Below are 25295 nucleotides of genomic sequence, written 5' to 3' on the forward strand. Positions count from 1 at the left end.
GTCGCGCCAGCACGCTAATGTCACGCGCGCAAAAACGGAAACCAGGGGAGCCCATAATGCAGCAACAGTCCGGATCGAGCGGTTTCCCGGAAATCCGGGTGCCTGCGCTGCTGACCTTCCTGGCGCTGCTGCTGGGCTTTGTGATCGGCACGGCTTTTCGGGGCCAGCCAGGTTTCGCGCCGATCCAAGGCGTTGCCGAGGAACTCGGTAGCCTGTGGCTGAAGATGCTGCAGTTGACGATCCTGCCGCTGGTGATCGGACTGGTGGTGACCGGCATCTCCCAGACCCTTGCCGCTGCTGGGGGCGGTGCGCTGGCGCGGCGGGCCGTGCTGATGTTTGTGGGCGTGCTGCTGGCTGCCGGTACCGCATCGGCCCTGCTGGTGCCCCTGCTGATCGAACTGTTCCCAATCCCGGCGGCGGCGATGGCTGCGCTAAGCGGTGGCGGGACAGCGGACCCCGGCAAGGTACCCGGCTTTGCCGAGATTCTCGAGGCGATGGTTCCAAGCAATATCTTCTCCGCTGCAGCCAATGGAGCGATGCTGCCGGTGGTGATCTTCGCTGCATTGTTTGCCCTGGCCTGCACGCGAATTGCCGAAGCGCCCCGCCGTGCGCTGCTGACCTTTTTCGAAGGGCTGGCCATGGCCATGATGGTGATCGTAGGTTGGGTGTTGATGCTCGCTCCGATCGGGGTGCTTGGCCTGGCCGTATCGCTGGGTGCCAAGACCGGTTCGGACGCGATCGGGGGGCTGGCGCACTATATCCTGATCGTCAGCGCAGCCGGGTTGGTCGTGTTGCTGGCCTCGGTTGGTATTGCGCTGACCCTCGGCCGCTGCAAACCCGGTGGCTTCATCCGATCCATGCTGCCGGTCTATGCAGTGGCAATTTCCACCCAATCTTCACTGGCCAGCTTGCCGGCCATGCTGGGTGCCTCGCGCAAACTGGGCGTGCGCGAAGCGACTGCCGATTTTGTCTTGCCGCTGGCGGTTGCGATCTTTCGCGGGACCAGCCCGGCGATGAATATGGGGGTGGCGATCTATGCCGCCTACCTCACGGGTACGCCGCTTTCGGTCTGGGCTTTGGGGGCCGGGGTACTGGTGGCCTTTTTGGTTTCGCTCAGCTCGGTTTCACTTCCGGGCACGCTCAGCTTCGTGGTCTCGGTCGGGCCGATCGCGATGGCTATGGGCGTGCCAATTGAACCGCTTGCGCTACTGGTCGCAGTCGAAATGCTACCAGATATCATGCGCACGCTGGGCAACGTCACTGCGGACGTTGCCGTGACGGCTGCGGTAGACAAGCGCAGCGGAGCGCCGGCCTCCTAAAGGCTTTTTTCGAAGATCAGGTATTCCTTGTTGACCCGGGCATCGATCGCTTGGGCGATGGCGTTCATCCCCTGGTTGTCATCCAGAATCCAGCCAATCTCGCCGCGCCTTCCGCGGTAGTGATGGACTGAAGCTTGGCGGATCGTCTCGATCATCATGAAGGCCAGCTGGCTGGCCATGCGGCTTGATTGCAGGCGCTTGACCACCCCCATCAGCGGCACGCGCATATCAGCCGGCCTCGGCCGGAGCATCCACCAGCCAAGCTTGATCCAGCCGAGCAAAGATGGCCTGCCGTCGCGGCCGACCGCCTTCAGCTGGATCTGGTTGGCATCGGGTAGGGTGATCATGAAGGCCACGGCCTCGCCGTCGTATTCGGCGATCCGCACGAGGTCCGGCTTGACCAGCGGCTTCATTTTCTTGGCGGTATAGGCGATCTCGCTCGGCGTGAAGGGGACGAAACCCCAATTGTCCGACCAGGCATCGTTCAGGATCGCACAGATGATTTCCACTTCGCGATCAAAGTTCTTCAAATCTACATCGCGAATCCGGATCCGTTCATTCTTCTCGCCTGACTGGACGATCCGCTGGATCAGCGGCGGATAGGACTGGGTGATGTCAAGGTCATAGGTCGCCAGCGTCTTGATGCCCTGGTAACCGGCCCCTTCGATCCAGCCGCGGTGATGCGGCGGATTGTGGCCCATCATGATCGTGGGCGGGTGATCAAAGCCTTTCACCAGCAGGCCAGGCTCTTCCCAGACCGAAAGGGTCATCGGTGCCAGGACCCGGACCATGCCCTGAGCGCGCAGCCATAGTTCGGCTTGGTTGATCAAGGCGGCGGCGATTTCCGCGTCCTCGGCCTGCAGTGCGCCCCACATTCCGGTTCCGGGGCCCATGCCCTGATCGGACGGCTGGGCCAGCGCCAATTCATCGATGTGTGCCGCAATCCGGCCAACAACAATCTCACCGCGCTTGGCGAGGAACAGCTGGCAGCGTGCATGTTCGAAATAGGGATTGCCGCCGGGTGTGTAACGCTCAATTTCCTCCGAGCGCAGCTGGGGCACGAAATTGGGATCGGCGGCATTCAGGCGATAGAGAATATCGACGAAATCCTCGCGCCCGGCCTTGTCGTTAACTTCTGTGATCACAATTTCCGACTGGGCCACTATCTTGCCTTTGTTCTATCGCATGAACCTCACCTATGCCCCGCTAGGCTGGTGAAGCCAAGCATGGCCGACCACAGACACGTGAATTACGGATCAAGTATGACTGCCCAAGAAGCCATAGCTGACAAGACCAAAGGCGCTGCCCGCGGCAACGGCATCCCCGATGACATGACTATGCTGCGTGCTGCGGTGGAGCAGACCCGCGACATCGCAGTGGCGAAGGGCAGTATTTATTGGCCTGATATGCTGGTTTCGGCGACGATCGGCTATGCTGGACTGGCAGGAGCGATCCTGCTCAACGATACTTGGCAAGCGGCGCTGGCCGGCTTGATTTCCGCACTCGCCTTTTACCGTGCGCTGCTATTCATTCACGAGTTGACGCACATCCACCGCGACGCGTTGCCGGGCTTCCGGTTTGGCTGGAACCTGCTGGTCGGGATCCCGATGCTGACGCCTTCGTTGATGTATGAGAACGTCCACACCCTGCATCATGCCCGGACCCGGTACGGAACCGTCGAGGATCCGGAATACCTGCCGCTGGCGCTAATGAAGCCTTGGTCGCTGCCGATGTTCATCCTCGTGGCGGTGCTGCTGCCGATCGGCTTGCTGATCCGGTCTGCGTTGCTCGTGCCACTTGGGGCGATCATTCCGCCGCTGCGGCGGCTGGTGTGGGAACGCGCCTCGGCCCTGTCAATCAACCCAGCCTTCCGCCGCCGCCCCGCCGAGGGCGAGTTCGCCCGACAGGTATTCTGGCAAGAGCTTGGCGCATCGGTTTGGGCGCTGTTCCTGGTCTGGTATGCTGCGACGCATGACTGGCGGCCGCTGGCAATTGGCCTGGCGGTGATCTCGGCCACGGCTGTGCTCAATCAGGTGCGCACGCTGGTTGCGCACCTGTGGCAGAACGAGGGTGAGCCGATGACGGTGACCGCGCAGTATCTTGATTCGGTCAATGTCCCGCCGCCCGGAATTCTGGCCGAGCTGTGGGCGCCGGTGGGCCTTCGCTATCACGCGTTGCACCACCTGCTGCCCAGCCTGCCTTATCATTCGCTGCCTGAGGCGCATCGTCGTCTGGCGGCGCACCTGGGTGCGGATTCAACATACACCCAGGCCAGTTATCCGGGGCTGCTGCCGCTGGTCGGCTATCTTGCCAAAAGCACGATGAAGACGCGCTGAGCAGCTATTCCTCAGTCCGGACCAGCACGGTTTCTCCAACCAGTGCGAACAGCAGGAACGGGGCCCAGGCCGCGATCAGCGGCGGGTATCCGCCGAAGTTGCCCATGGCGAGCGCGGCATTGTCGATCACGAAATAGGCAAAGCCCAGCGCCATGCCGATGATCGCCCGGATCAGCAGCTGGCCCGAGCGCGCCAGACCGAATGCGGCAATCGCGCCCAGCAGCGGCATCAGTAGCGCGGCCAACGGGCCAGAGAACTTGTGCCACCATTTGCCCTCTAGCTCGCCGGTTCGCCGGCCTTGGGCCTTGAGCGCCTTGATCGAGCGATAGAGTTCGATGAAGTTCTGGCCATCGGGGTCCACCTTGCTGATCGCAACTTGCGCCGGGGTGATCCCTTTGGCCACGATCGTGGAGGGCAATTCGGCCCGGCGGGTGCCTTTCACGTCAAAGCTGACTGGCCGGTCCAGCCGCCAGCCAGGGTTGGCATAAGTGGCATGGGGCGCGCGAACCTGTTCAAGGACCATTGCGGTGCTATCGCGGCGGTACCAGGTGACGTTATCCATCCGGGTCAGTGCGCCCGTACCGCTAACTGCGCCAGCAGCCAGGATATGCGGTCCGTCGGGCAGATAGACATTGGCTCTGACCTTGGCGTCAGGGGGGATCGGTTTGTACTCGACCGCTTGCCAGGCCTTGAGCGTACCGGTCGTTCGGGTGACGACGGCTTCGTTGAAGGCAAAGCTCACCACCGAAATTGCCCCTGCAGTCATCAGCAGCGGGGCAAGCACCTGGTGCGCGGAAAGGCCCGCGGCCTTCATCGCCACGACCTCGCTGTTCTGGTTGAGCGTGGCGAGCGTGATGATCGTGGCCAGCAGCACTGAATAGGGCAGAAAGCGCGCGATCAGCTGCGGCATACGGAGCGAGACATAGTGCCACAGCTGCGCCTCGCCATTGCCGGGCACGCCCATGATCTTGCCGCTTTCGGACAAGAGGTCGAGCGTTTGCAAAACCAGCACCAGCATGATCAGGACCGCCAGGATGCGGACGATGAACAACTTGGCAAGGTAGCGCATCAGCGAAGGTGAGGGGAAGAATTCGAGCTGCATCAGGCCTTCGCGATCCGGTTGCGGTTAAGCCGCGCTGCCAGTTTGCGGCCCCATTTGCCCAGGTTGTCGGCAAAGCGTTCAAGCGCCCCGATCGGCTGGCCGCCGGGCACATAGGCGATCCGCCAGTACATCCACAGGATCAGCGCAGAAAACACCGCGAAGGGAACCCACAAGGCAAGAAAAGGGGAGACGCGCCCGAGCGCGGAGACCGCCATGCCGTATTCGTTAACCTTGTGATAGGCTACCACCATCACGATCGAAAGGAACAGCCCGAGTGCGGAGCTGGAGCGCTTGGGCGGGACCGCAAGCGCTACGGCCAGCAGCGGCAAGAGCAGCATCATCGCCACTTCGACCAGGCGGAAGTTCAGACTGGCGCTGCTTTCATTCTTTAGCTGTTCGCTTGCCCGATCGCTCCAGGTGATCCGCAGCAATTCGGGAAGAAAGTACTCCCGCTCCTTGCCACCGCGCTTGCGGAACTCTTCCACCGCGGGCAGGTCAATCGGCAGGTCATGGCGGCTGAAGCTCAGCACGCGAGGGGGCTGACCGGGGGCATCCTGCACGATCTGTCCATCGGTCAGGCGCAGGATGATCGTATCCGGGCTGTCTTTCAGCGCCAGGAACCGGCCTTCGCGGGCCGAGATCGAAAGGACCTGCCCCTTGGGAGAGGCGACGCGGGCGAAGATGCCGATCAGTTGGCGGCCTTCCTCGCGGCTTTGCTCGATCCGCAGCGCCATCTTGTCTTGCAGGGTGGTGAATTCGCCCACCTTGATCGAGGCACCCAGTGCGCCGGAACGCAGTTCGAACTGCAGCTGCTCATAATAATAGCGCGACAGCGGTTGGAGATAGCTGACGATCACCAGATTAAGCGCGGCCAGCACCAGCGTGATCATGTAAGGCACGCGCAGCAGCCGGGTATAGCTCAGACCAACCGCCCGCATGGTATCCAGCTCGCTGGTGGTCGCCAGCTTGCGGAAGGCCAGCAGGATGCCCAGCATCAGCCCCAGCGGGATCGCCAGGCTGGCATATTCCGGCAGCAGGTTGGCCAGCATCTGGAACACCACCGAAACCGGCCCGCCCTCGGTCGCCACGAAGTCAAACAGCTTGAGCATTTTGTCGAGCACGAGCAGCGATGCGGCGATCACGAAGACGCCCAGCATCGGCATCAGCACGAGCCGGAAGATGTAACGGTCAATGGCGGGAAGAGACTTCACGAGGCGGCCAGCACAGATCCTTTGGGCAGGCGCAAGGCCAACCGTTGCATTGGTTCCATAGCGGCGCTGCCGCATGCGCGGAAGCGGGAATTGCTTTGCGGGACGAACGGGGACACTGTGATGCATCGCAAGCAGGAGAGCGCCCAGATGTCGATGATCTCGCACCACCCTGAACTGCACGTGGTGGAACGCATTGGCTGGCTGCGCGCCGCCGTGCTGGGCGCAAATGATGGGATCGTATCGACGGCCAGCCTGATTGTGGGCGTGGCGGCCAGCACCGCGGACAAGGGACCGATCCTGGTCGCAGGCCTGGCGGGCCTGGTTGCTGGGGCGATGTCGATGGCGGCGGGCGAATATGTCTCGGTCTCCAGCCAGGCCGATACCGAGAGTGCCGACCTTGCGCGCGAGGCCCGCGAACTGGCAGAGGATCCAGAGTTTGAGCATGAGGAGCTGGCGGCGATCTATCGGGGCCGGGGCCTTGATGCGGACCTCGCCGATCAGGTCTCCACCGCGTTGATGGCTCATGATGCCCTGGGCGCCCATGCCCGCGACGAGCTGGGCCTGGCGGAGATGACCCGCGCCCGTCCGGTTCAGGCCGCACTAACCTCTGCGACCACCTTTGCAGTCGGCGCGGCCCTGCCGCTCGGCGCGGCGAGCCTGCTGCCCCTGACGCAGCTGGTGATCGGCGTTTCCGTATCGGCGCTGTTGTTCCTGATGCTGCTGGGCGCGGTCGGCGCGCGCGCAGGTGGTGCACCGATTACCCGCGGCGTCCTGCGTGTGGCGTTCTGGGGCACGGCCGCCATGGCCGCGACCTGGGCGATCGGGCGGCTGTTCGGGACGGCGGTGGCTTAGCCGTTCAAGCCTTTTCCAGCGTGCACTGCAGCGGGTGCTGGTTCTGGCGGGCGAAGTCCATCACCTGGTTCACCTTGGTCTCGGCGATTTCGTAGGGAAAAATCCCGCAAACGCCGACGCCCTTTTGGTGGACGTGGAGCATCACCCGAGTCGCCTGTTCCAGATCCATGTTGAAGAAGCGCTTGAGCACCATCACGACGAATTCCATCGGCGTGTAATCATCGTTCAGCATCAAGACCTTGAACTGGCTTGGCTTCTTCGGTTTTGCGCGGGTTTTGGTGGCCACGCCCACCTGGTTCTGCCCGCCGGAATCGCCATCGCCTTCATCCGCGGCGGCGCGGACGGCATATTGGCTAAGGGGCATGGGCTGGACCATTGGACAAATATCGCACTGTGGGTGGAGCAGGACAAGTCTCTGCGCGGGCGGCGCTTACCAAAAAGCGAAGGCTTGCGCCAAAACAAAAACGGCGCGCCGCAAAGCAGACGGGCCGGGCAGCATTGCGCTGCCCGGCCCGGTGGGTTTGGCTCACGGTCCGGCGGGGAGAGGGATCGCCGGGCCGTGAGGGAGCGGCTGCCCTTAGGCGGCCTGCTTGACCTTTTCGATCGCCACGCTGACGCGGCTCTGAACCGGTGCGAAAGCGTCATTGGCCAGCTTGACCAGGGCTTCCGACCGCTTCGAACCCGTCGCCATGGCGGCGTCGAAGTTGCGACGCAGGATTTCGCCCTGCAGCTTGAAGAAGTCAGCCGGCGACTTGACCGCGGCCAGTTCCTTGACGTCTGCGGTTATGGTTTCGAACCCGGTTTTGGCGTCTTCGACGTAGACCTTGCTCAGGTCCTGCAGGCCGGCGGCCAGCACCTTGCCCGATTCGACCAGGGCTTCCACGTTGCCCTTGGTGAATTCACCAGCATCGGCGAACAGGGCGTTGCTCTTGTCCATGGCGGTCTTGGCGCGTTCCTGGAGATCGGCAACGGCATCCTTCACCTTGGCGGTGAAATCTTCGGCGGCGTGCTGGGTCTTGGCCATGATGGTGGTGTCCTTCGACTTGATAGGGGTAGCCTTTACGACCTTCTTGGCGGCAGGCTTTGCAGTCTTCTTCACCGCGACCTTCTTGGCCGGGGCGGCAATCTTCTTGGCAGCCGGCTTCTTCGGAGCGGCCACCTTCTTGGCAACCGGCGCATCAGCGGCAGCGGCAGCATAAGCCTTTTCGGCCAGTACTTCGGCCTTGGCCTCATCAATCTTGTTGACGGGGTCGATCTTGTTCACGTTGGCATCGGCCATCGGTCAAATCCTTCGCAGCGAGCCAGAAACCCGATCCCGACTCATGTTGCAGTGCACAAAATAGATATTGCACCTGCGAAGTCAAGAATTTTGTTGCAGTGCAGCAAAATCCGAAAAAATGCTTCAAAACCGAAGATTAGCGGGCCTTTACATAGCTTCCGGGGGCGTCTTCGATGACCTTGTCACCCTTGCCGCCGGGGATCCGCTTGCCCTTGGCGGGCACTTCTGCGCTGTCCTGGCCGCGCAGCCATTCGATCCAGTGCGGCCACCACGATCCGGGCGTCTCGCTCGCCCCGGAGACGAATTCGGCAAAGGTGTCGAGCGCGGTGGGATTGGTCCAGTACTGGTATTTCCGGGCCGCGGGCGGGTTGACCACCCCGGCAATATGGCCCGAACCGGCCAACAGGAAAGTCTTGGGCCCGCGCAAGTGGTGCATGATCTGCCACACGCTTGCTGCCGGGGCGATGTGGTCCTCGCGCCCAGCCTGGATGTAGGCCGGTGTCTGGATCCGCGTCAGGTCTATCGGTGTGCCATCAGCTTCCAGCGCATCGGGCACCACCAGCTTGTTGTCGCGGTACAGATCGCACAGGTAACTGCGGTGCCATTTGGCCGGGAGGTTGGTGACATCACCGTTCCAGTGGAGCAGGTCGAATGCCGGATAGTCATCACCCAAGAGGTAGTTCTTGATGACGTAGTTCCAGATCAGGTCGTTGCCGCGAAGCAGGTTGAAGGTGGTCGCCATGTAGCGCCCGTCTAGATAGCCATGCTCCTCGGCCAGCTTTTCGATCATCTGCAATTGCTGGTCGTCGATAAAGACCTTGAGTTCGCCCGCCTGCTCGAAATCGACCTGGGCGGTGAAGAAGGTTGCGCTCTTGACCTTGTCGGCTTCGCCGCGGCGGGCCAGCACTGCCAGCGTCGCAGCCAGCGTCGTGCCCGCCACGCAGTAGCCGATGGCATGCACTGCCTTGACGTCCAGGCGCGCACGTATCGTGTCGATCGCCTCGATCTGGGCGCGGATGTAATCGTCCCAGGTCAGGTCTGCCATGGTTTCGTCCGCGCTCTTCCACGAGACGACGAAAACCGTGATCCCTTGCTCCACTGCCCAGCGGATGAAGCTCTTCTGGGGGTTGAGGTCGAGGATGTAGAAGCGGTTGATCCACGGCGGGAAGATCACCAGCGGCACCTCCAGCACCGTGGCAGTGGTCGGACTGTACTGGATCAGCTGGAACAGCGGGGTCTGGTAAACCACCTTGCCCGGCGTGGTTGCCAGGTTCTCACCCAGCCGGAAGGCGTCGGGATCGACATGGGTAAGCTGGCCCTTTTTGAGATCGGTCAGCAAGTGCTGCATGCCCTTGGCCAGGCTTTGCCCTTTGGTGGCGATCGCGCGTTCCAGCACCAGCGGGTTGGTGACCGGGAAATGCGCCGGGCTCAGCGCTTCGACCAGGGTGCGCGCGGCAAAGCGCAATTGTTCCTGCTGGTGTGGATCGACGCCTTCCACGCTGTCCGCCAGGGCCATGACCTGTTCGGCCAGCATCAGGTAGGTCTGGTGGACCAGGGCAAAGAACGGCTGCTCGCGCCATTTCGGATCGGCAAAGCGGCGGTCCTGGCGCGGCAGTTCGGGGCTCTCGGCCGCAGGCTTGCCGTCGAGGCCATACTGGCCCAGCACGGTCTGCCAGAGCGCCATGCCATCGGCCCAGAGCTTCTGCTGCACTTCGGGACGGGCCGAGGGCAGGGCCTTTACCCAGCCTTCATAGATCGACAGCCAGTTGCCGGGATCGGCCAGCATGACCGGGGCCTTGCCCGCCAGTTGTGCGGCCTGGTCCTGCGCAAATTCAAGCCACAGCCCCTGCATCGTTTGCAGCGCGGCGGCCCATTCGCCCAGTTCCCCTTCCTTGGCGCCGGCCGGAACCAGTTGGTCCCACAGCTTCAGCGGCCCGGCGAACATGGCGTCGAAAGTGCTGGTCAAGTCGTCGTCGCGCATGCTGGGTTCCCGATTCACCGGCTGGCTGCTTGCACCCTAACCGATTTGCGGGCAGTGCTTAAGCGTCTTACAGACGAATGCATCGCTCGTAAGACAATTTGGGCAATCCCGCCCCTGCCTTCAAGAAGTCGAGGTCATGGAAGAAGAGTTCTACCGCATCAAGCGCCTGCCGCCCTACGTCATCGCCGAAGTCAACGGCATGCGGGCCGCAGCACGCGCCGCCGGTAGGGACATCATCGACCTTGGCATGGGCAACCCCGACCTTCCGCCCCCCCAGCACGTGATCGACAAGCTGTGCGAAGTGGCGCAAAAGCCGGACGCGCACGGCTATTCCGCGTCCAAGGGCATCCCCGGAATCCGCAAGGCCCAGGCCAACTATTACGCAAATCGTTTTGGGGTAGAGCTTGATCCCGAAACCGAAGTCGTGATGACGATGGGTTCGAAGGAAGGCCTCGCCAGCCTCGCCACCGCGATCACCGCGCCGGGCGACGTGGTGCTGGCGCCGAACCCCAGCTATCCGATCCACACCTTCGGTTTCATCATCGCCGGGGCAACGATCCGCTCGGTGCCGACCACGCCGGACGAGCGCTATTGGGAATCGCTTGAGCGGGCGATGGCCTTCACTGTGCCGCGGCCTTCGATTCTGATCGTCAACTACCCGTCCAACCCGACAGCCGAGACGGTTGACCTTGCATTTTACGAGCGGCTGGTCGCCTGGGCGAAGGAGAACAAGGTCTGGGTGCTGTCCGACCTCGCCTATTCCGAGCTTTACTATGATGGCAACCCGACCCGCTCGATCCTCGAGGTGCCGGGGGCCAAGGATGTCGCGGTGGAATTCACCTCGATGTCGAAGACCTATTCGATGGCGGGCTGGCGCGTTGGCTTTGCGGTTGGCAACAAGAAGCTGATCGCGGCGCTGACCCGCGTGAAGTCCTACCTTGACTATGGCGCCTTCACGCCGATCCAGGCCGCGGCCTGCGCCGCGCTCAACGGTCCGCAGGACATCGTCGAGATGAACCGCAACCTGTACCAGAAGCGCCGTGACGTAATGGTCGAAAGCTTTGGCCGCGCCGGGTGGGACATTCCCAGCCCCAAGGCCTCGATGTTCGCCTGGGCCCCTTTGCCCCCGGCGCTGAAGGACATGGGCAGCCTCGAGTTTTCGAAGCAGCTGCTCACCCACGCCGAAGTCGCCGTCGCGCCCGGTGTTGGCTATGGCGAAGAGGGTGAAGGCTTCGTTCGCATCGCCATGGTGGAGAACGAGCAACGACTGCGGCAGGCCGCGCGCAACATCAAGCGCTACCTTGCCAGCATGGGCGTGAATTCGACCGCCGCCTGATTTTGATCGCACAGCAATACTGAAACAGGCTTGCGGCACGGGTCGCTGTGCTGCCAAGCTGGCCCCAAGTCATTGTTTTGGGGTCGGTTCTTGCGACAGTTCCAATGGTTTGCGACGGGACCGGTCCCGGACGGCTGCGATTTGCGCCGTCTGGGCTGGACGCTTGTCGAACCCGGAATCGAGCCGCCCCAGGCCGAAGCGCCCCCGCTGATCGCCATGCCGCATCGCGCCGTGGTCAGCGATTGGGTCATGCTGGTTGGCGCCAGTGTAAAGCGTCGGCGGCGGGTTCTGGCGGTTGGCGTGGAGGATCCGGGGGAACGGGCGCGGCTGCTCCGGCTTGGCTTTGGCGATGCCATCGGCGGTACGCTTGACCTGGAAGAGATTGAAAGCAGAGCGCTGCGGATTGACGAGGCGATGCGTTCGCTCCCGCGCGAACGCACGTTGGGCCCGTTGCGGCTGGACCTGCTGGTGCGCGATGCATTCGTCGCGGGCCGCGGGGCAGGCCTGCATCCGCGGGAGTTCCTGTTGCTGTGGCGCCTGGCCGAAGAGCCGGGGGCTGCCGTTCCGGCCAGCGAACTGCGCAGCGACGTTTGGCGCCTGGCCTTTCGGCCAGAGACCAACAGCCTGGCGGTCCATGTCAGCCGCTTGCGGGCCAAGCTGCGAACCGCCGGGCTGGATGGCTTGATCGAGACCCGCGCCGACGGTGCCTATCGGCTGGCCGAGGAAATGCTGCGCCCGGCCATGCCCTTGGCGAGTGACTTTTCGCCGATGGCGCAAGGAGGGCTGGACGCGCACCTGCGTTTGGGCAAGGAAGTGACAAAGACCAACCAGCAGGACGAACAGCAATGCGCGAGCTGAAGCCCAACGATCGTGTCAGCATTTCGATGGACGCCGATGGCGTTGCCCAGGTTCGGATGATCCGAACCGACAAGATGAACGCGCTTGATCCGGCCATGTTCGACACCCTGCTTGAAGCGGGCGAGGTGCTTTATGCCATGCCTGGCCTGCGCGCCGTGGTCCTGGCGGGTGAGGGGCGCAGCTTTTGCGCCGGGCTGGACCTGACATCGATGGCGCAGACCAACCGCCACGATGCCGTGCCGCTGACCGAGCGGACCCACGGCAATTCCAACCGCCCGCAGCAGGTCGCGATGCAATGGCGCAAGCTGCCGGTGCCGGTGATCGCCGCAGTCCACGGGGTCTGCTTTGGCGGCGGACTGCAGATCGCCAGCGGGGCAGACATTCGCATTGTGGCTCCGGACGCCCGGATGGCGGTGATGGAAATGAAGTGGGGTCTGGTGCCCGACATGGCCGGCTATGCCCTGTGGAAGGGCATGATCCGCGACGACGTGCTGCGTGAGTTGACCTACACCAACCGTGAGTTTTCAGGTGAGCAAGCCGGGGAATATGGCTTTGCGACCATCGTCGATGCCAACCCGGTGGCGCGTGCCACGGCAATCGCGGCGGAAATCGCCAACCGCAACCCCCATGCCCAGCGCGCGGCCAAGCGCCTGTTCAACCGCTATCTTGAAATCTCGACCGATGAGATCCTGATGGCCGAAAGCATCGAACAGACCGCGCTGATCGGCAGCCGCAACCAGATCGAGGCGGTTCGCAGCCAGATGGAAAAGCGCAAGGGTGAATTCGTCGATCCCTGAGTGTAATTTTCCGGCCAAACACCAATTGCAATCGATGACCCGGCCCCTGCCGGTATTGTGAAAGCGCCTGGGCCTGCGTATCTGCGCCAGGCGGGCGGCGCCCCCTGTTTGCCGCACCGCCAGTTCACAGGGAGTGGATTTTGATGAAGACCTTCCGCCGCTCGTTCGGCCGTACCTTGCTGCGTTCTTCTGCGCTTGGCGTTTCGCTGGCGCTTGTTGCCTCGGCTGTCCCGGTCTTGGCGCAGGATGCCCCGCAGGCTGATGCGGCTGCCGACCAGGACGAAATAATCGTTACCGCCACCCGCCGCAGCGAAGCGCTGTCGGATGTGCCAATCGCGGTCTCGGCCGTAACGGGTGAGACTTTGGCCAAGACGGGTGCCACCGATGTGCGCCAGCTTAACCAGGTTGCCCCCTCGCTGCTCGTTTCGGGTGCCACCAGCGAAGTAAACTTCACTGCACGTATCCGCGGCATCGGCACGGTTGGCGAAAACGCCGGCCTTGAAAGCTCGGTCGGCCTGTTCATTGATGGCGTATACCGCAGCCGCACCGGCGTCGGCCTGTCCGAACTGGGCGAAATCGAGCGCGTTGAAGTGCTGCGTGGCCCGCAGGGCACGCTGTTCGGCCGTAACTCGACCGCGGGCCTGATCAATATCGTCACCAAGGGCCCCAGCCTGACCGATGGCCTTTCGGGCAATGGTTCAGCCACATATGGCAATTACAATTTTGGCCGGCTTGATGGCTCGATCAACGCGCCGATCAGCGCGACGGCTGCGGCCCGCATCGATGCTGTCTGGCAGAAGCGTGATGGCTTCATCCAGAATGTCACCCCCGGCGAGCCCGACATCAACGACCGCAACCGCTGGCTGGTGCGCGGCCAGGTTGCCTGGGAACCCAGCGACGACATCAAGCTGCGCCTGATTGCCGACTATTCGAAGAAGGCTGAAAACTGCTGCGGCGGTATCCTGCTGAACCCGGTGCGCAACCTGTCGCGCGGGGCCGACGGCTTCCCGGTGGCCAGCGCCAACACCCTGTTGCCGCTGCTGCAGGCCTTTGGTGCAAACTTCCAGGTGGCGCCTGCCGGCGAGAGCTTTGTGCGCACGCAATCGACCACTCCGGGCGTAACCTATCGTACCGACAGCAAGGACTGGGGCCTTTCGGGTGAACTCACCTGGAAGCTGGGCGATGCCACGCTGACGTCGATCACTGCCTATCGCGATTACCTGAACGAGCAGGGCCAGGACGGCGATTTTCAGGCCATGGACATCCTGCGCCGCAGCGACCTTGATCGCCACTTCAAGCTGTTCACGCAGGAAGTGCGCCTTCAGGGCGAAGCGCTGGATGGCAAGCTCGATTGGCTGGTCGGCGGCTACTATGCCAACGAGAAGCTCTTCGTCGATGACGACATCGTTTACGGCAAGGATTACGAACGTTACGCCAACTGCCTGGCCGCCACCGCAATTTCGGCGGCCAACGTGAACCCGGCTTCGGCAACCTGTTCGAACCTGCCGACCACCTTGTTCCCGGGCTTCCAGGGCCTTGCGGCTGCAACCGGTTCGGCCCGGCTCAACGGCACGGGCAACAATGGCGCCAGCTTTGACCAGCGCAGCGACAACTGGGCGCTGTTCACCCACAACACCTTCGACATCGTCGAAGACAAGCTGATGCTGACCGTGGGGGCCCGTTACACGCACGAAAAGAAGACGTTGGCGGCCAACGCCAACTTCACCAACACGCTGTGTCCGGCGATCCTCAACACGCCGTTGCAGTCGCTGGCTTCGCTGGCCTGCGTGATCAATGGTTCGGCCCCGTCGTTTGCGCGCGGCACCGCCGGGACCGAGTTCAGCGAAGGGCAGTGGACGGGCACCGCCGTGCTCAGCTTCAAGCCGGTTGATGACCTGATGGTCTATGCCTCGGCTTCGAAGGGCTACAAGGCGGGCGGCTTCAACCTCGATTTCTCGGCGCTGGACCGTACCTGCAATACCACCTTCGATGCCGCCTGCGCGGCCCGCCTGGCCCGCCCGGCGTTCACGCAGGGCAATGGCCGGCCGGAAGTGACCGACCTGCAGTTCGCCAGCGAAAAGGTTGACGCCTTCGAACTGGGCTTCAAGTACGATGGCAACGGGATCGACGTGAATTTCGCGGCGTTTTACCAGCGCTATTCGAACTATCAGCTCAACACCTACAACGGCGTGAACTTCGAAGTCACCAACATCCAGGCCTGCCGTGACAGCCTGGGCGGGGCCGACGTAGATGGTTCGGCGCTGACCGGTTCCTGCGCAGCGGATCGCCTGAAGCCGGGCGTGACTTCAAAGGGCTTCGAGCTTGAAACCTTCCTGCGTCCGGCCCGTCACTTCACGGTCAATGCCGGCCTGACCTATGTCGAAACCCAATATGCCAAGGATCTCGTCGGCACGGGCGGGCGCCCGCTTTCGCCGGTGCTGTTCCAGCTGCCGGGCAACGCTGTGTCGAACGCGCCGCAATATGTCGTGACCGCCGGCATGAGCTGGACTCCGCCGATTGGTGACAGCGGCCTGTCGGCGCTGTTCTATGTCGACACCCGCCTGCAGAGCGATACCAACACCGGCTCTGACCTTGACCTCGAAAAGGTCCAGGACGCCTTCTACACCGTCAACGCCCGCGTTGGCCTGTTCGGCGAAGGTCGCAAGTGGGGCATCGAGCTGTGGGCCCAGAACCTGCTTAACCAGAAGTACTTCATGATCGGCGCGGACATGCCGCTCCAGGGTGGCGGAACCTTCCGCTCGGTTGCGGCGCCGGCCTCGACCGGCCTGGCGGGCACGGCCAACCAGCTGTTCGTCGGCTTCCCTGGCGAACCGCGCACCTTCGGCGTGACGCTGCGCGGCAAGTTCTAAGCCCGGGCGGTCAACCAAACCGACAAGAGGCCTCTCCGGGCAGCCGGGGAGGCCTTTTGCTTTGTGCGGCATGGGTATAGCCTGCCCGGATGCGGACCTTGCGCGATCCCGATTGCCTGCTGGCCGAAGGGCTGGCTGCCCTGCGCCTGCAGTTCCAGGTTCCCCCGACATTTCCGCCCGCCGTGCAAGCGGCCGCCGCGGTAGCGGCTTTGCGCGCGCCAACCGAACATGCCGATTGGACCGGTCGTGCCTTTGTGACGCTCGATCCGGCGGAATCGACCGATCTTGACCAGGCCTTCGCGATCGAAGCGGCGGGCAATGACTGGTTGCTGCACTATGCCATAGCCGATGTCGGCTGGTTTGTGGGCCATGGCGATCCCCTTGATGTCGAGGCCTGGGTGCGCGGGGTCACGACCTATCTCCCCGATGGCAAGGCCGGGCTTTACCCGCCGGTTCTGGCCGAAGGCGCCGCCAGCCTGCTGCCCGATGGACCGCGCCCGGCCGTGGTCTTCACCGTTCGTGTTCGCCCCGATGGCGAGGTTGCGCTCGATGCCGTGACCCGCGCGCTAATCCGCTCCCGCGCCAAGCTGGCTTATGAAACCGTTCAGCCGACCGACCTGCCCGCCGGTTTTGCCGAAATCGCCGCCCGAATCGAACTGGCCGAGGCGCGGCGCGGGGCCGCGCGGGTCGATCCGCCCGAGCAGCAGGTAGAGCGGAACGGAGATGGCTCGTTCCATCTCCACTTCCACCCATTGCTGCCTGCGGAAACTGCCAATGCCGCGCTCTCGCTGGCCTGCAATCTGGCGGTGGCCAGCCTGCTGCTCACCCATGAAACCGGCCTGTTTCGGGTTATGGCCGGACCGGATTCGCGCGCCGAAGCCCGGTTGCGCCAGACTGCGCGGGCCTTTGGCCTGACCTGGCCTGAAGCCGCGCCGCTTTCCCAGTTCGAAAAGCTGCTCGATCCCGCTGATCCGCGCCACGCCGCCTTCATGCTGGCCGTGCGCCGCGCGGGGCAAGGGGCGAGCTACGCGCCCTATTCACCCAGCAATCCGCCGTGGCACGCCGCGATTGCCGCGCCCTATGCCCACGCCACCGCTCCGCTGCGGCGGCTGGCTGACCGTCATGTGATTGAAGCAGCACTGGCGCTGGCCAATGGCCGCCCGTTGCCCGCGGCGGTCAGCGCCGCCTTTCTGCGATTGCCCGCTGCCATGCAACGCGCAGAAGCCCGCGCCGGGCAGGTTGAGCGCGCGGTGGTTGATCTGGCCGAGACGGCAATCCTGGCGGGCCGGGTGGGGGAACTGTTCGATGCAGTTGTCACCGATCTGGGCGAACAGGGTGCGCGGATCCAGTTATGCGCGCTGCCGGTCGTTGCCCGGACTGTGGCGCGTGAGGTGGTGCCGGGTGACCGCGTCCGGGTTAAACTGGAAGCCGCCGATCCCGCCACGCGTCGCCTGGCCTTCCAGCGGGTCGCGTAATTGCCGCTGATGAATCGGTTGCACTGGCCCGACTGCTCGGCTAGTGGCGCGGCTCCCGGAGGGTTCGCCCAAAGGGATGGATGGCCCGATGGCGGAGTGGTTACGCACCGGACTGCAAATCCGTTTACGCCGGTTCGATTCCGGCTCGGGCCTCCACACCATAAGGTGATGCGCCGCTTTAGCTCAGTTGGTAGAGCACATCATTCGTAATGATGGGGTCACGTGTTCGAGTCACGTAAGCGGCACCACCACTTTCCAGACATCTGCCGAACCGAAACCACCCGCTTCCTGGTGACCGGGTGCACAAGTATTTAGTACAGCTTGTGATCCATATTGCTTGCGTTAGCCTGTACTTGGTTCAACAGCCATTAATAAGTTCAAACACTTATTAATGTTGATCCTTGGGAAATAGGGGACGTAAGACATGAAGAAGATTATTCTGGTTTCGGCCTGCCTGGCACTTGCAGCATGCAGCAGCAATGGGGCGCCGGACGCTGCCTCTGCGCAGAAAGACGAAGCTGCGATCAAGCAGGTGCTCAAGGACATTACATCGAGCGACAGCCCGGCAAAAATGGCCGCGGCTTTTGCTGAAGATGGCGAATGGATCATCGTCGGCCACGCCCCCTACAAGGGTCGGGCCGCAATCGAAAAGGGCATCGCGGGCCTGACCGCGCCCGGCAGCAAGATCGTGTTTGACAGCCTTGATGTGAAGGAAGTGATCCTGCTGAGCGATCATCAGGCACTCACCAAGAGTGTCGCGGTCTATCACATCGATGCCAATGGCAAGGCCGGGCCGGCCAAGCGCAACGAGTTTGCCGATTACCTGGTGAAGTCGGCTGATGGCGCATGGCAGATTGCCTACGAAATCAACTCTGACGAAAACGGCTGATCCAAGTCACCGAACAAGACATTGTTGCGATAGGAATGGCGCAGGGTTGCAAGTGACCCTGCGCCATTTTGTTTGCCTGTCGCAGTTGCGGCCTGTTGGGAAATCGGCTTAGGCCCTGGGCTGATGGCGGACCCAGATACCATTGCATTGGTGAGGCGGCGTGTTCAATTTTCCTAAGCGGCTCCACTTTCCCGCCTTCGCGCTGCTGGCCCTGGCTGGCCCGGCGCTGGCGGAAGCGCCCGATCCCGAAGCGATCATCGTTACCGGCAAGGCGCTGGACCTGCCGGCTGGGCAAGGCGCCTTTGCCAGCGATGTCCTGAGCGCCGAGCAGGTGCGGATGCTCGCATCGGGGCGGATCGAGGACTTGCTTGGCCGCGCGCCCGGCGTGCAGCAGTTCCGCCGCTCGGATAGCCGCTCGTCCAATCCCTCGGCCCAAGGCATCACCCTGCGCGGGCTGGGCGGCAATGCCTCCAGCCGGACGCTGGTGCTGCTTGATGGCGTGCCGCTGGTCGATCCCTTCTTCGGCTATGTCCCGCTTTCCGCCCTGCCGCCAGAACGGCTGGATTCGGTTCGCGTGCTGCGCGGAGGCGGGGCCGGGGGCTTTGCCGCTGGCGCAGTGGCAGGGACCATCGACCTTGCCTCGGCCGGGCCGGATACGCTGGGCCTGCTGTCTGCCTCGGCCCTGGTCAATGACCGGGGCGAGAGCGAGCTGTCGGCATCGCTTGCCCCGCGCCTCGGCAGCGGCTTTGCCGTGGTCTCGGGGCGGTGGGACCGGGGGCAGGGGTTCTGGACCACGCCGGAAAGCCAGCGGGTTCCGGCTTCGGTCCGCGCGCGGTTTGATTCCTGGTCGACCGGCCTGCGCGCCGTCGCGCCGCTGACACCGGACATTGAGCTTCAGGCCCGGGCGTTGTTGTTCGATGACCAGCGCACGCTGCGCTTTGCCGGGGCCGATACCGGGGCGAGCGGGCAGGATGCCAGCCTGCGCCTGGTCGGGCGCGGGGCGTGGCAGTTTGAGGCGCTGGGCTATGTCCAGGCGCGTGACTTTTCCAACGTGGTGATCTCGGCAACCGCATTGCGCAAGACGCTTGACCAGCGGCGCACCCCGGCAACGGGCCTTGGTGCCAAGTTTGAACTGCGCCCACCGCTTGGCGCGGGGCAGACGCTGCGGCTGGGTGTCGACTGGCGGCGCCAAAGCGGCGAAATGCAGGAAGAGGCCTATAGCGCCGTCACCGGACTGGTCTCGGCGCGGCGCAAGGCCGGAGGGGTCAATAGCGATCTCGGGCTTTATGCCGAACATGACAGGCAGCTTGGCCCGGTACTGCTGACGCTGAGCGCGCGGGCCGACCGATGGGAAGTGGCCGATGGCTTCTTCCGTGAAGCAACTGCCGCGGGCGGCATCACCACTGACCGCACCTTTGCCGACCGGTCTGGCTGGCAGGAAAGCCTGCGCGGCGGTCTGCTCATCGAGGCAGCGCCGCAGCTAAACCTGCGCGCCGCCGCCTACACCGGGCTGCGCCAGCCGACGCTGAATGAACTTTATCGGCCCTTCACCGTCTTCCCCATCACCACCCGCGCCAATGCTGCGCTGGAAAATGAGCGGCTTGAAGGCTTCGAGGGCGGCCTGGACTGGACCCCGCTTCCCCAACTGACCCTGCGCTTGACGGGTTTCGACAACACGGTGAAGGGGGCGATCGCCAATGTCACAATAGGCCCGAACCTGCGCGAGCGGCGCAACGTTGATGCCGTCCATTCGCGGGGGATTGAGGCGGCGGTGGCCGCGAAGGCGGGTGCGGTCAGCCTCGATGCGGCGCTGTCGTGGCTTTCGGCCCGGGTTGAGGCCAGTGGCGCCTCCGCCGCGCTCAATGGCAAGCGCCCGGCGCAGGTTCCGCGCCTCAGTGCCAGCGCCACCCTGGCCTGGCGTCCGGCCGATCGCTGGCTGCTGGCAACCAGCCTGCGCCACACCGGGGCGCAGTGGGAGGATGATCTTGAGACCGATCGGCTGCCCGCCGCAACCACGCTGGATGCCGTGGCCGAATTGCCGCTTGGCCAGCACCTGCTGCTGATACTGCGGGCAGAGAATGTCACCGACGAACAGATCGTTACCCGCAACCAGGCGGGCAGCCAGGATCTTGGCGCGCCGCGCACCTTTTGGGCCGGTTTCCGCATTTCCATGTGATGCCGCTTGGCTTAGGAAAGCCCGCAAAGCAAAACCGGAGGGATTCGATGGCAACCCAGCCCAAACGCAAGATCGAGTGCAGCGAAGCCGAATGGCAGGCCCGCCAGGAACTGGCCGCCTGTTACCGCGTGTTCGATCACCTCGGCTGGAGCGAGTCGATCTATAACCACATCTCGCTCAAGGTGCCGGGCGAGGAAGGGGCCTTCCTGATCAACCCCTATGGCCTGCTCTATTCCGAGGTTTGCGCCAGCAATCTCGTCAAGATCGATATCGATGGCAATACGCTCGATGGCAGCCCCTATCCGGTGAACAAGGCTGGTTTCACCCAGCACGCCTATTTTCATCGCCACGTCGATTGGGCCCACGCGATCTGCCACACCCACACCACGGCAACGATGGCGGTATGCAGCATGGAAGGCGGCCTCCAGCCGGTGAACTTCTATGCCTGCAACTTCATCGGCAGGCTGAGCTACCATGACTTCGAGGGGGTCACCGTCCGCGACGAAGAAGGGGAGCGGCTGCTTGCCAACCTGGGCAGCAATCGCATCCTGATGCTGCGCAATCACGGGCCGGTGATCCTGGGTCGTTCGATCGGCGAGATCTTCATCCAGCACTGGTCACTGCAGCGCGCCTGCGAAATCCAACTCGCGACCATGGCTGCCGGCAAGCCGGTGGTGATCCCTGACGAGGTTGTTGCCGTCCACCAGCGCGACCTTGGCCAGGTCTCGCTGCCCGGTGGTCCCGGTAAGGCCGACTTCGATGCCTGGGTGCGCGTGATTGACCGGACCGACCGCAGCTGGCGCGATTAACGCGGCCGCATGCCCAGCCTCACCGTCAATGAGCGCCCGCTGGCGTTCGATATGGATCCGCAGACCCCGCTGCTGTGGGCGCTGCGCGATGGCGCCAACCTGACCGGCACCAAGTATGGCTGCGGGGCGGGCGATTGCGGTGCGTGCATGGTCCTGGTCGATGGCGAGGCGATCCGATCCTGCCAGATCACCCTTGGCGAGGCTGAAGGGCGGGCGGTGACCACGATCGAGGGCCTGTCGCCCGATCGTTCGCACCCGGTGCAGCAGGCGCTGGTGGCAGAGCAGGCGATCCAGTGCGGCTTCTGCACCCCCGGCATCGCGATGGCCGCTGCGGCACTGCTTGCGCGCAATGCCGATCCGACGCCTGAAGATATCAAGGCTGCCGTTTCCAACCTGTGCCGCTGCGGAGTCTATCCGCGGCTGGTCGACGCGATCCAGCGCGCGGGGCGGGTGATGCGGCGGCTAGAAACGATCGATCCGGTGTCCGCACCCCGCACTTCGCTGCAAGGTGCGGTGCGGGAAGTGCCCGCGATCAAGGCACCATAAGGGGGAATTCCGATGCTTGACCAGCCACTGACCCTGCCCTGCGGGGCTGTCCTGCCAAACCGTCTTGCGAAGGCAGCCATGACCGAAGGTCTGGCCGATCCGCTTGGACGGCCCACTGCCGAACTCGATCAGTTGTACCGGGTCTGGGGTGCGGGCGGCTGCGGCATGCTGCTGTCAGGCAATGTCCAGGTGGATGGCGATCATCTGGAGCGGCCGGGCAACGTCATCATTGATCGGCCAGCCGATGGCGCGATGGTCGATGCGCTGCGGCGCTGGACCGGTGCGGCCAAGGCCAATGGTTTGGCCTTCTGGGCCCAGATCAGCCATGCCGGCCGGCAGACGATGAAGCCGGTCAACCCACACCCCAAGGCGCCCTCGGCGGTCAAGCTCGGCCTGCCCGGTGGCCAGTTTGGCGAGCCGGTGGCCCTGACCGAGGCCGAAATTGAAGACCTGGTTTCCCGCTTCGCCAATGCCGCGCATTCGTGCCGCGAAGGCGGCTTTGATGGAGCGCAGATCCATGCTGCCCACGGTTACCTGATATCGCAGTTCCTTAGCCCGCGCTCGAACCAACGCACCGATCAGTGGGGCGGCAGCCTGGAAAACCGCGCCCGCTTCCTGCGCGAAGTGGTGCGGGCAACCCGCGCCGCAGTGGGGGCGCAGTTCGCGATTTCGGTGAAGCTCAACAGCGCCGATTTCCAGAAGGGCGGCTTTGCCTTTGAAGACAGCCAGACCGTCGCTGGATGGCTGGCCGAGGATGGCGTCGATCTCATCGAGATTTCGGGCGGCACCTATGAACAGCCCAAGCTGCTGGGGATCGAGGGGATGGAGCCGGTCGAGCAGCCGGGCGTCAAGGCATCGACCCTGGCGCGCGAGGCCTATTTCGTCGACTTCGCGCTGGCCATGAAGGAAGCAGTCAGGGTGCCGCTGATGGTCACCGGCGGGTTCCGCAGCCGCGCTGCGATGGAAGAAGCGCTGGCGCGCGGTGCGGCGGACGTGATTGGCCTGGGGCGGCCGCTCTGCGTGGAGCCCGATGGCGCAGCACGGATTCTGGCCGGTGCCGAGAGTTTGCCGCGCGCCGAGAACGGACTTGGCCTGTTCCCGGACTGGCTGGCCTTCCTCAGGCGCGTGCCGATGCTACGCGCGGCCGATAGTTTCGCGGGGCAGTATTGGTTCTATGCCCAGATCGCGGCCATGGGCAGGATCGGTCGAACCGCGCCGGAGCGGTCGGTCCTCGCCGCGATGCGCGAGGTTGAGGGCGGCAACAAGCGCTGGCTTGCTGCCCGCCGCAAGGCCTAGAACCGGATCTTCGCCCCCAGCCGCGCGTTAAGCGGCGCACCGGTACTGATATTGTTATCAGTGTGGGCGCTGGGGAAGTAATCGGTGTTGGCCAGGTTCTCGACATTGAGCTGCAGCTGGACTGTGTCCGAAACCTTGTAGAACAGCGCCGCGTCGATCCGGGTGAAGCCAGGCAGGCGCACGGCATTGCTGATCGTTGCAAACTGTTCGCTCTGGCGCACGGCGCCGATTGCTACGCCCAGCCGATCGGTGAAGTCATAGCGGCCCCAGGCTGAAAACTGGTGGCGCGGCAATTGGGCCAGCGTTCGGCCGGCGGGTGCTGCGGTGGTGGTAGACACGATCTCGCCATCTTCCAGCGCATAGCCCAGCGTTACTTGCAGGCCCTTGGTGACCTGTCCGACCATGGCCAGTTCGAAGCCCTTGGTCCGGCTCTGCCCGGTCTGGACGACAAGGCCTGTGACCGGATCGTTGGCGCGGGTATTGGTGCGGTCGATCTGGAATATTGCGGCGGTGAAGGCCAGGCGCTCGGTCAGGTCCCACTTCACCCCGGCTTCAAGGTTGCGGAACTCTTCCGGCGCGAGACTGGCGGTCGTGGCATCGAGCACGGTGAACTGGTCGCCCGATTGCGGCAGGAAGCTTTTGGCGTAGCTGGCATACAACGACACGTTTTCGCGCGGTTTGATGATCAGCCCCGCGCGCGGGCTCCACTTGCCGTCGCTGCGGGCGGTGGCAAAGCCGTTGGCCCGGTTGGTCGAGGTAATGCGAAAATCGTCATAGCGCAGGCCCAGCACCACCTTGATCAGGTCCCCCAGGTCGAGCTGATCCTGAACATAAGCCGAAAGTGCGCGGACCTTTGACAGGCTGGAGCGGCTGCTGGCGCCAAAGGTTACGGTCGGCAGGGTCAGCCGCTGGGCCAAAGCCACGGTGGTCCGGCTGGTGGCAGCGGGGCCAAAGGTGGCTTCGCTGCGCTTGGCATCGGTCAATTGGTCGCCGGCTTCGAAGCCGAGCAGGATCTGGTGGCCGATCCCGCCGGTCTCACCCTTCCAGACCATGTTGCCCTGGACGATCCAATTTTCGCGGATCGTGTCGCTGTTGTAGCCTTCCAGCTCCACTGTGGTCGCGGTGGCGGCGGAGCGGGCGTACACGTTGCCATAGTACTTGTCGTAATGCGCATACTGGCCGGTCAGATTGACGCTCAGCGCATCGCTGAAATCGTGATCGAGCCGAGCGCGGGCGATGTGCGCCGTGACTGCGCTATGGTTGGCGGTTGGGCTACCGAAGAAAGTGTCGTCATAGCCGCGCAGTGGAGCGCCGGCGAACGAGGGTACGCCGCGATCGGTGACGCGCTGGTCATCGGCATATTCGTAACCCAGCACCATGCGGGTGGCTTCGCCCAGCCTCCAGCCGAGCGTCGGGGCGACGCCGACGAAGTGGCCGTCATAGCCATCGCGATGATTGGCAAAATCTTCATAGGTGGCGTTAAACCGTGCGGCGAGGCTCTCGCCCAGGGGCTGGTCAAGGTCAGCCGCAAGCGACCACCCGCCGAAGCTATCAAGCCCTGCCGCAAAGTCGGTCCGGGTCTTGTTGAATTCGGGCGCCTTGGACACCCGGTTGATCACGCCGCCGCCGCCGCCGCGACCGAAGATCAGCGCATTGGCGCCTTTCAGCACTTCGACCCGGTCAATGTTATAGAGCGAGCGGTAGTACTGCGCATCATCGCGCAGGCCATCCAGGAAGAAGTCAGCGGTCGTGCTCTGGCCGCGCAGGGTGATCTGGTCGCGGTGGCCTTCGCCCTGGCCGAGCACTACGCCGGGGACATAGCGCAGCGCGTCGTTCAATGATTCCACGCCCTGATCGTCCAGCTGTTCGCGGCTCAGCACCGTAACTGTCTGTGGCACGTCGATCAGCGGGGTTTCGGTCTTGGTGGCGGAGCGGGTCTTTTCAATGTCATACCCGTCCGGCACGCCGTAAACGATGATGGCCGGGGCATCTGCGGCATCGGCCATCAGTTCTGCATGGGCCGGAACCGCCATGGTGATGGCGGGCAGCACGGTCGAAACCAGCAGGCCGAGGCGCTTGGAAGCAGTCGTCATCAGATCCCCATTTGCGAATGATTTGCAATAACAGAATTGCCGCTAATGCGAATCGCTCGCATTGACAAGG

General features: G+C 63.6%; 20 protein-coding genes and 2 tRNA genes. 15 read left to right on the forward strand and 7 right to left on the reverse strand.

Going from position 1 to position 25295, the window contains the following annotated elements; genetic code table 11:
- Positions 1-56: 56 nt before the first annotated feature.
- Positions 57-1319, forward strand: a complete 1263-nt coding sequence (locus RQP55_RS03500; RefSeq protein WP_315608799.1) for a dicarboxylate/amino acid:cation symporter — start codon at positions 57-59, stop codon at positions 1317-1319.
- Here RQP55_RS03500 and RQP55_RS03505 read toward each other — a convergent pair.
- Positions 1316-2482 carry an N-acetyltransferase gene (locus RQP55_RS03505; RefSeq protein WP_315608800.1) on the reverse strand — a complete coding sequence of 389 codons (1167 nt, stop codon included), beginning with the start codon at positions 2480-2482 and terminating at the stop codon, positions 1316-1318. The genes RQP55_RS03500 and RQP55_RS03505 overlap by 4 nt on opposite strands.
- Before the next feature lie 99 nt (positions 2483-2581).
- Here RQP55_RS03505 and RQP55_RS03510 point away from each other — a divergent pair, with 99 nt between their 5' ends.
- Positions 2582-3655 (forward strand): fatty acid desaturase, encoded by a 1074-nt coding sequence (locus RQP55_RS03510; protein WP_315608801.1) that lies wholly within the window; start codon positions 2582-2584, stop codon positions 3653-3655.
- A gap of 4 nt (positions 3656-3659) precedes the next feature.
- On the opposite strand, the gene lptG is transcribed toward RQP55_RS03510, so the two are convergent.
- Entirely contained in the window at positions 3660-4757 is a 1098-nt protein-coding gene (lptG, locus tag RQP55_RS03515; RefSeq protein WP_315608802.1) for an LPS export ABC transporter permease LptG, read from the reverse strand.
- On the reverse strand, positions 4757-5968 hold the full coding sequence (locus tag RQP55_RS03520; protein WP_315608803.1) for an LptF/LptG family permease: 1212 nt from the start codon (positions 5966-5968) through the stop codon (positions 4757-4759). The genes lptG and RQP55_RS03520 overlap by 1 nt, the downstream gene beginning before the upstream one ends.
- A gap of 147 nt (positions 5969-6115) precedes the next feature.
- On the opposite strand from RQP55_RS03520, the gene RQP55_RS03525 reads away from it, so the two are divergent.
- Complete coding sequence (locus RQP55_RS03525) at positions 6116-6820, forward strand: VIT family protein (RefSeq protein ID WP_315609002.1); 705 nt, start codon at positions 6116-6118, stop codon at positions 6818-6820.
- Positions 6821-6824: 4 nt separating this feature from the next.
- Here the strand turns inward: RQP55_RS03525 and clpS are convergent, their stop codons facing one another.
- The 3 genes from clpS to RQP55_RS03540 all read right to left on the reverse strand — a co-directional run bounded on the left by clpS (position 6825) and on the right by RQP55_RS03540 (position 10080).
- Positions 6825-7184, reverse strand: coding sequence for an ATP-dependent Clp protease adapter ClpS (clpS, locus tag RQP55_RS03530; RefSeq protein WP_410000263.1), 360 nt, complete (start codon positions 7182-7184; stop codon positions 6825-6827).
- A gap of 213 nt (positions 7185-7397) precedes the next feature.
- Entirely contained in the window at positions 7398-8099 is a 702-nt protein-coding gene (locus RQP55_RS03535) for a phasin family protein (RefSeq protein ID WP_315608805.1), read from the reverse strand.
- A 136-nt stretch (positions 8100-8235) separates the two neighbouring features.
- Positions 8236-10080 (reverse strand): class I poly(R)-hydroxyalkanoic acid synthase, encoded by a 1845-nt coding sequence (locus tag RQP55_RS03540; protein WP_315608806.1) that lies wholly within the window; start codon positions 10078-10080, stop codon positions 8236-8238.
- Positions 10081-10216: 136 nt separating this feature from the next.
- Here RQP55_RS03540 and RQP55_RS03545 point away from each other — a divergent pair, with 136 nt between their 5' ends.
- The 12 genes from RQP55_RS03545 (at position 10217) to RQP55_RS03600 (ending at position 23132) form a co-directional block, all read left to right on the forward strand.
- The gene (locus RQP55_RS03545) at positions 10217-11416 is read left to right on the forward strand and encodes an LL-diaminopimelate aminotransferase (RefSeq protein WP_315608807.1); all 1200 of its coding nucleotides are present in this window, start codon (positions 10217-10219) and stop codon (positions 11414-11416) included.
- A gap of 141 nt (positions 11417-11557) precedes the next feature.
- Positions 11558-12274, forward strand: a complete 717-nt coding sequence (locus RQP55_RS03550; protein ID WP_315608808.1) for a winged helix-turn-helix domain-containing protein — start codon at positions 11558-11560, stop codon at positions 12272-12274.
- The gene (locus RQP55_RS03555) at positions 12262-13071 is read left to right on the forward strand and encodes a crotonase/enoyl-CoA hydratase family protein (RefSeq protein WP_315608809.1); all 810 of its coding nucleotides are present in this window, start codon (positions 12262-12264) and stop codon (positions 13069-13071) included. The genes RQP55_RS03550 and RQP55_RS03555 overlap by 13 nt, the downstream gene beginning before the upstream one ends.
- Positions 13072-13214: 143 nt before the next feature.
- Positions 13215-15941, forward strand: a complete 2727-nt coding sequence (locus tag RQP55_RS03560; RefSeq protein WP_315608810.1) for a TonB-dependent receptor — start codon at positions 13215-13217, stop codon at positions 15939-15941.
- Positions 15942-16030: 89 nt separating this feature from the next.
- A complete protein-coding gene (locus tag RQP55_RS03565; RefSeq protein WP_315608811.1) occupies positions 16031-17416 on the forward strand; it encodes an RNB domain-containing ribonuclease in 1386 nt (461 codons plus the stop codon).
- A gap of 82 nt (positions 17417-17498) precedes the next feature.
- A tRNA-Cys gene (locus RQP55_RS03570) sits at positions 17499-17572 on the forward strand.
- Between the two features lie 16 nt (positions 17573-17588).
- A tRNA-Thr gene (locus RQP55_RS03575) sits at positions 17589-17664 on the forward strand.
- A 176-nt stretch (positions 17665-17840) separates the two neighbouring features.
- Entirely contained in the window at positions 17841-18305 is a 465-nt protein-coding gene (locus tag RQP55_RS03580) for an SgcJ/EcaC family oxidoreductase (RefSeq protein WP_315608812.1), read from the forward strand.
- Between the two features lie 160 nt (positions 18306-18465).
- Positions 18466-20481: a TonB-dependent receptor gene (locus RQP55_RS03585; RefSeq protein ID WP_315608813.1), complete on the forward strand. Its 2016-nt coding sequence runs from the start codon at positions 18466-18468 to the stop codon at positions 20479-20481.
- A 47-nt stretch (positions 20482-20528) separates the two neighbouring features.
- Positions 20529-21290, forward strand: coding sequence for a class II aldolase/adducin family protein (locus tag RQP55_RS03590; RefSeq protein ID WP_315608814.1), 762 nt, complete (start codon positions 20529-20531; stop codon positions 21288-21290).
- Positions 21291-21299: 9 nt separating this feature from the next.
- Positions 21300-21836, forward strand: coding sequence for a (2Fe-2S)-binding protein (locus RQP55_RS03595; protein ID WP_315608815.1), 537 nt, complete (start codon positions 21300-21302; stop codon positions 21834-21836).
- A gap of 12 nt (positions 21837-21848) precedes the next feature.
- On the forward strand, positions 21849-23132 hold the full coding sequence (locus RQP55_RS03600; protein ID WP_315608816.1) for an NADH:flavin oxidoreductase/NADH oxidase family protein: 1284 nt from the start codon (positions 21849-21851) through the stop codon (positions 23130-23132).
- On the opposite strand, the gene RQP55_RS03605 is transcribed toward RQP55_RS03600, so the two are convergent.
- Entirely contained in the window at positions 23129-25225 is a 2097-nt protein-coding gene (locus tag RQP55_RS03605) for a TonB-dependent siderophore receptor (RefSeq protein WP_315608817.1), read from the reverse strand. The two genes, RQP55_RS03600 and RQP55_RS03605, sit on opposite strands and share 4 nt — an antisense overlap.
- Between the last annotated feature and the right edge of the window lie 70 nt (positions 25226-25295).

It is taken from the genome of Novosphingobium sp. APW14 (genome assembly GCF_032337075.1).
GTDB lineage: Bacteria > Pseudomonadota > Alphaproteobacteria > Sphingomonadales > Sphingomonadaceae > Novosphingobium.

What these genes read in the sequence shown, in the direction of transcription:
- RQP55_RS03500 (WP_315608799.1), top strand. Translation starts at nt 57, where the DNA reads ATGCAGCAACAGTCCGGATCGAGCGGTTTCCCGGAAATCCGGGTGCCT.
- RQP55_RS03510 (WP_315608801.1), top strand. Translation starts at nt 2,582, where the DNA reads ATGACTGCCCAAGAAGCCATAGCTGACAAGACCAAAGGCGCTGCCCGC.
- lptG (WP_315608802.1), bottom strand. Translation starts at nt 4,757, where the DNA reads ATGCAGCTCGAATTCTTCCCCTCACCTTCGCTGATGCGCTACCTTGCC.
- RQP55_RS03525 (WP_315609002.1), top strand. Translation starts at nt 6,116, where the DNA reads ATGTCGATGATCTCGCACCACCCTGAACTGCACGTGGTGGAACGCATT.
- clpS (WP_410000263.1), bottom strand. Translation starts at nt 7,184, where the DNA reads ATGCCCCTTAGCCAATATGCCGTCCGCGCCGCCGCGGATGAAGGCGAT.
- RQP55_RS03535 (WP_315608805.1), bottom strand. Translation starts at nt 8,099, where the DNA reads ATGGCCGATGCCAACGTGAACAAGATCGACCCCGTCAACAAGATTGAT.
- RQP55_RS03540 (WP_315608806.1), bottom strand. Translation starts at nt 10,080, where the DNA reads ATGCGCGACGACGACTTGACCAGCACTTTCGACGCCATGTTCGCCGGG.
- RQP55_RS03545 (WP_315608807.1), top strand. Translation starts at nt 10,217, where the DNA reads ATGGAAGAAGAGTTCTACCGCATCAAGCGCCTGCCGCCCTACGTCATC.
- RQP55_RS03555 (WP_315608809.1), top strand. Translation starts at nt 12,262, where the DNA reads ATGCGCGAGCTGAAGCCCAACGATCGTGTCAGCATTTCGATGGACGCC.
- RQP55_RS03560 (WP_315608810.1), top strand. Translation starts at nt 13,215, where the DNA reads ATGAAGACCTTCCGCCGCTCGTTCGGCCGTACCTTGCTGCGTTCTTCT.
- RQP55_RS03565 (WP_315608811.1), top strand. Translation starts at nt 16,031, where the DNA reads ATGCGGACCTTGCGCGATCCCGATTGCCTGCTGGCCGAAGGGCTGGCT.
- RQP55_RS03580 (WP_315608812.1), top strand. Translation starts at nt 17,841, where the DNA reads ATGAAGAAGATTATTCTGGTTTCGGCCTGCCTGGCACTTGCAGCATGC.
- RQP55_RS03590 (WP_315608814.1), top strand. Translation starts at nt 20,529, where the DNA reads ATGGCAACCCAGCCCAAACGCAAGATCGAGTGCAGCGAAGCCGAATGG.
- RQP55_RS03595 (WP_315608815.1), top strand. Translation starts at nt 21,300, where the DNA reads ATGCCCAGCCTCACCGTCAATGAGCGCCCGCTGGCGTTCGATATGGAT.
- RQP55_RS03600 (WP_315608816.1), top strand. Translation starts at nt 21,849, where the DNA reads ATGCTTGACCAGCCACTGACCCTGCCCTGCGGGGCTGTCCTGCCAAAC.
- RQP55_RS03605 (WP_315608817.1), bottom strand. Translation starts at nt 25,225, where the DNA reads ATGACGACTGCTTCCAAGCGCCTCGGCCTGCTGGTTTCGACCGTGCTG.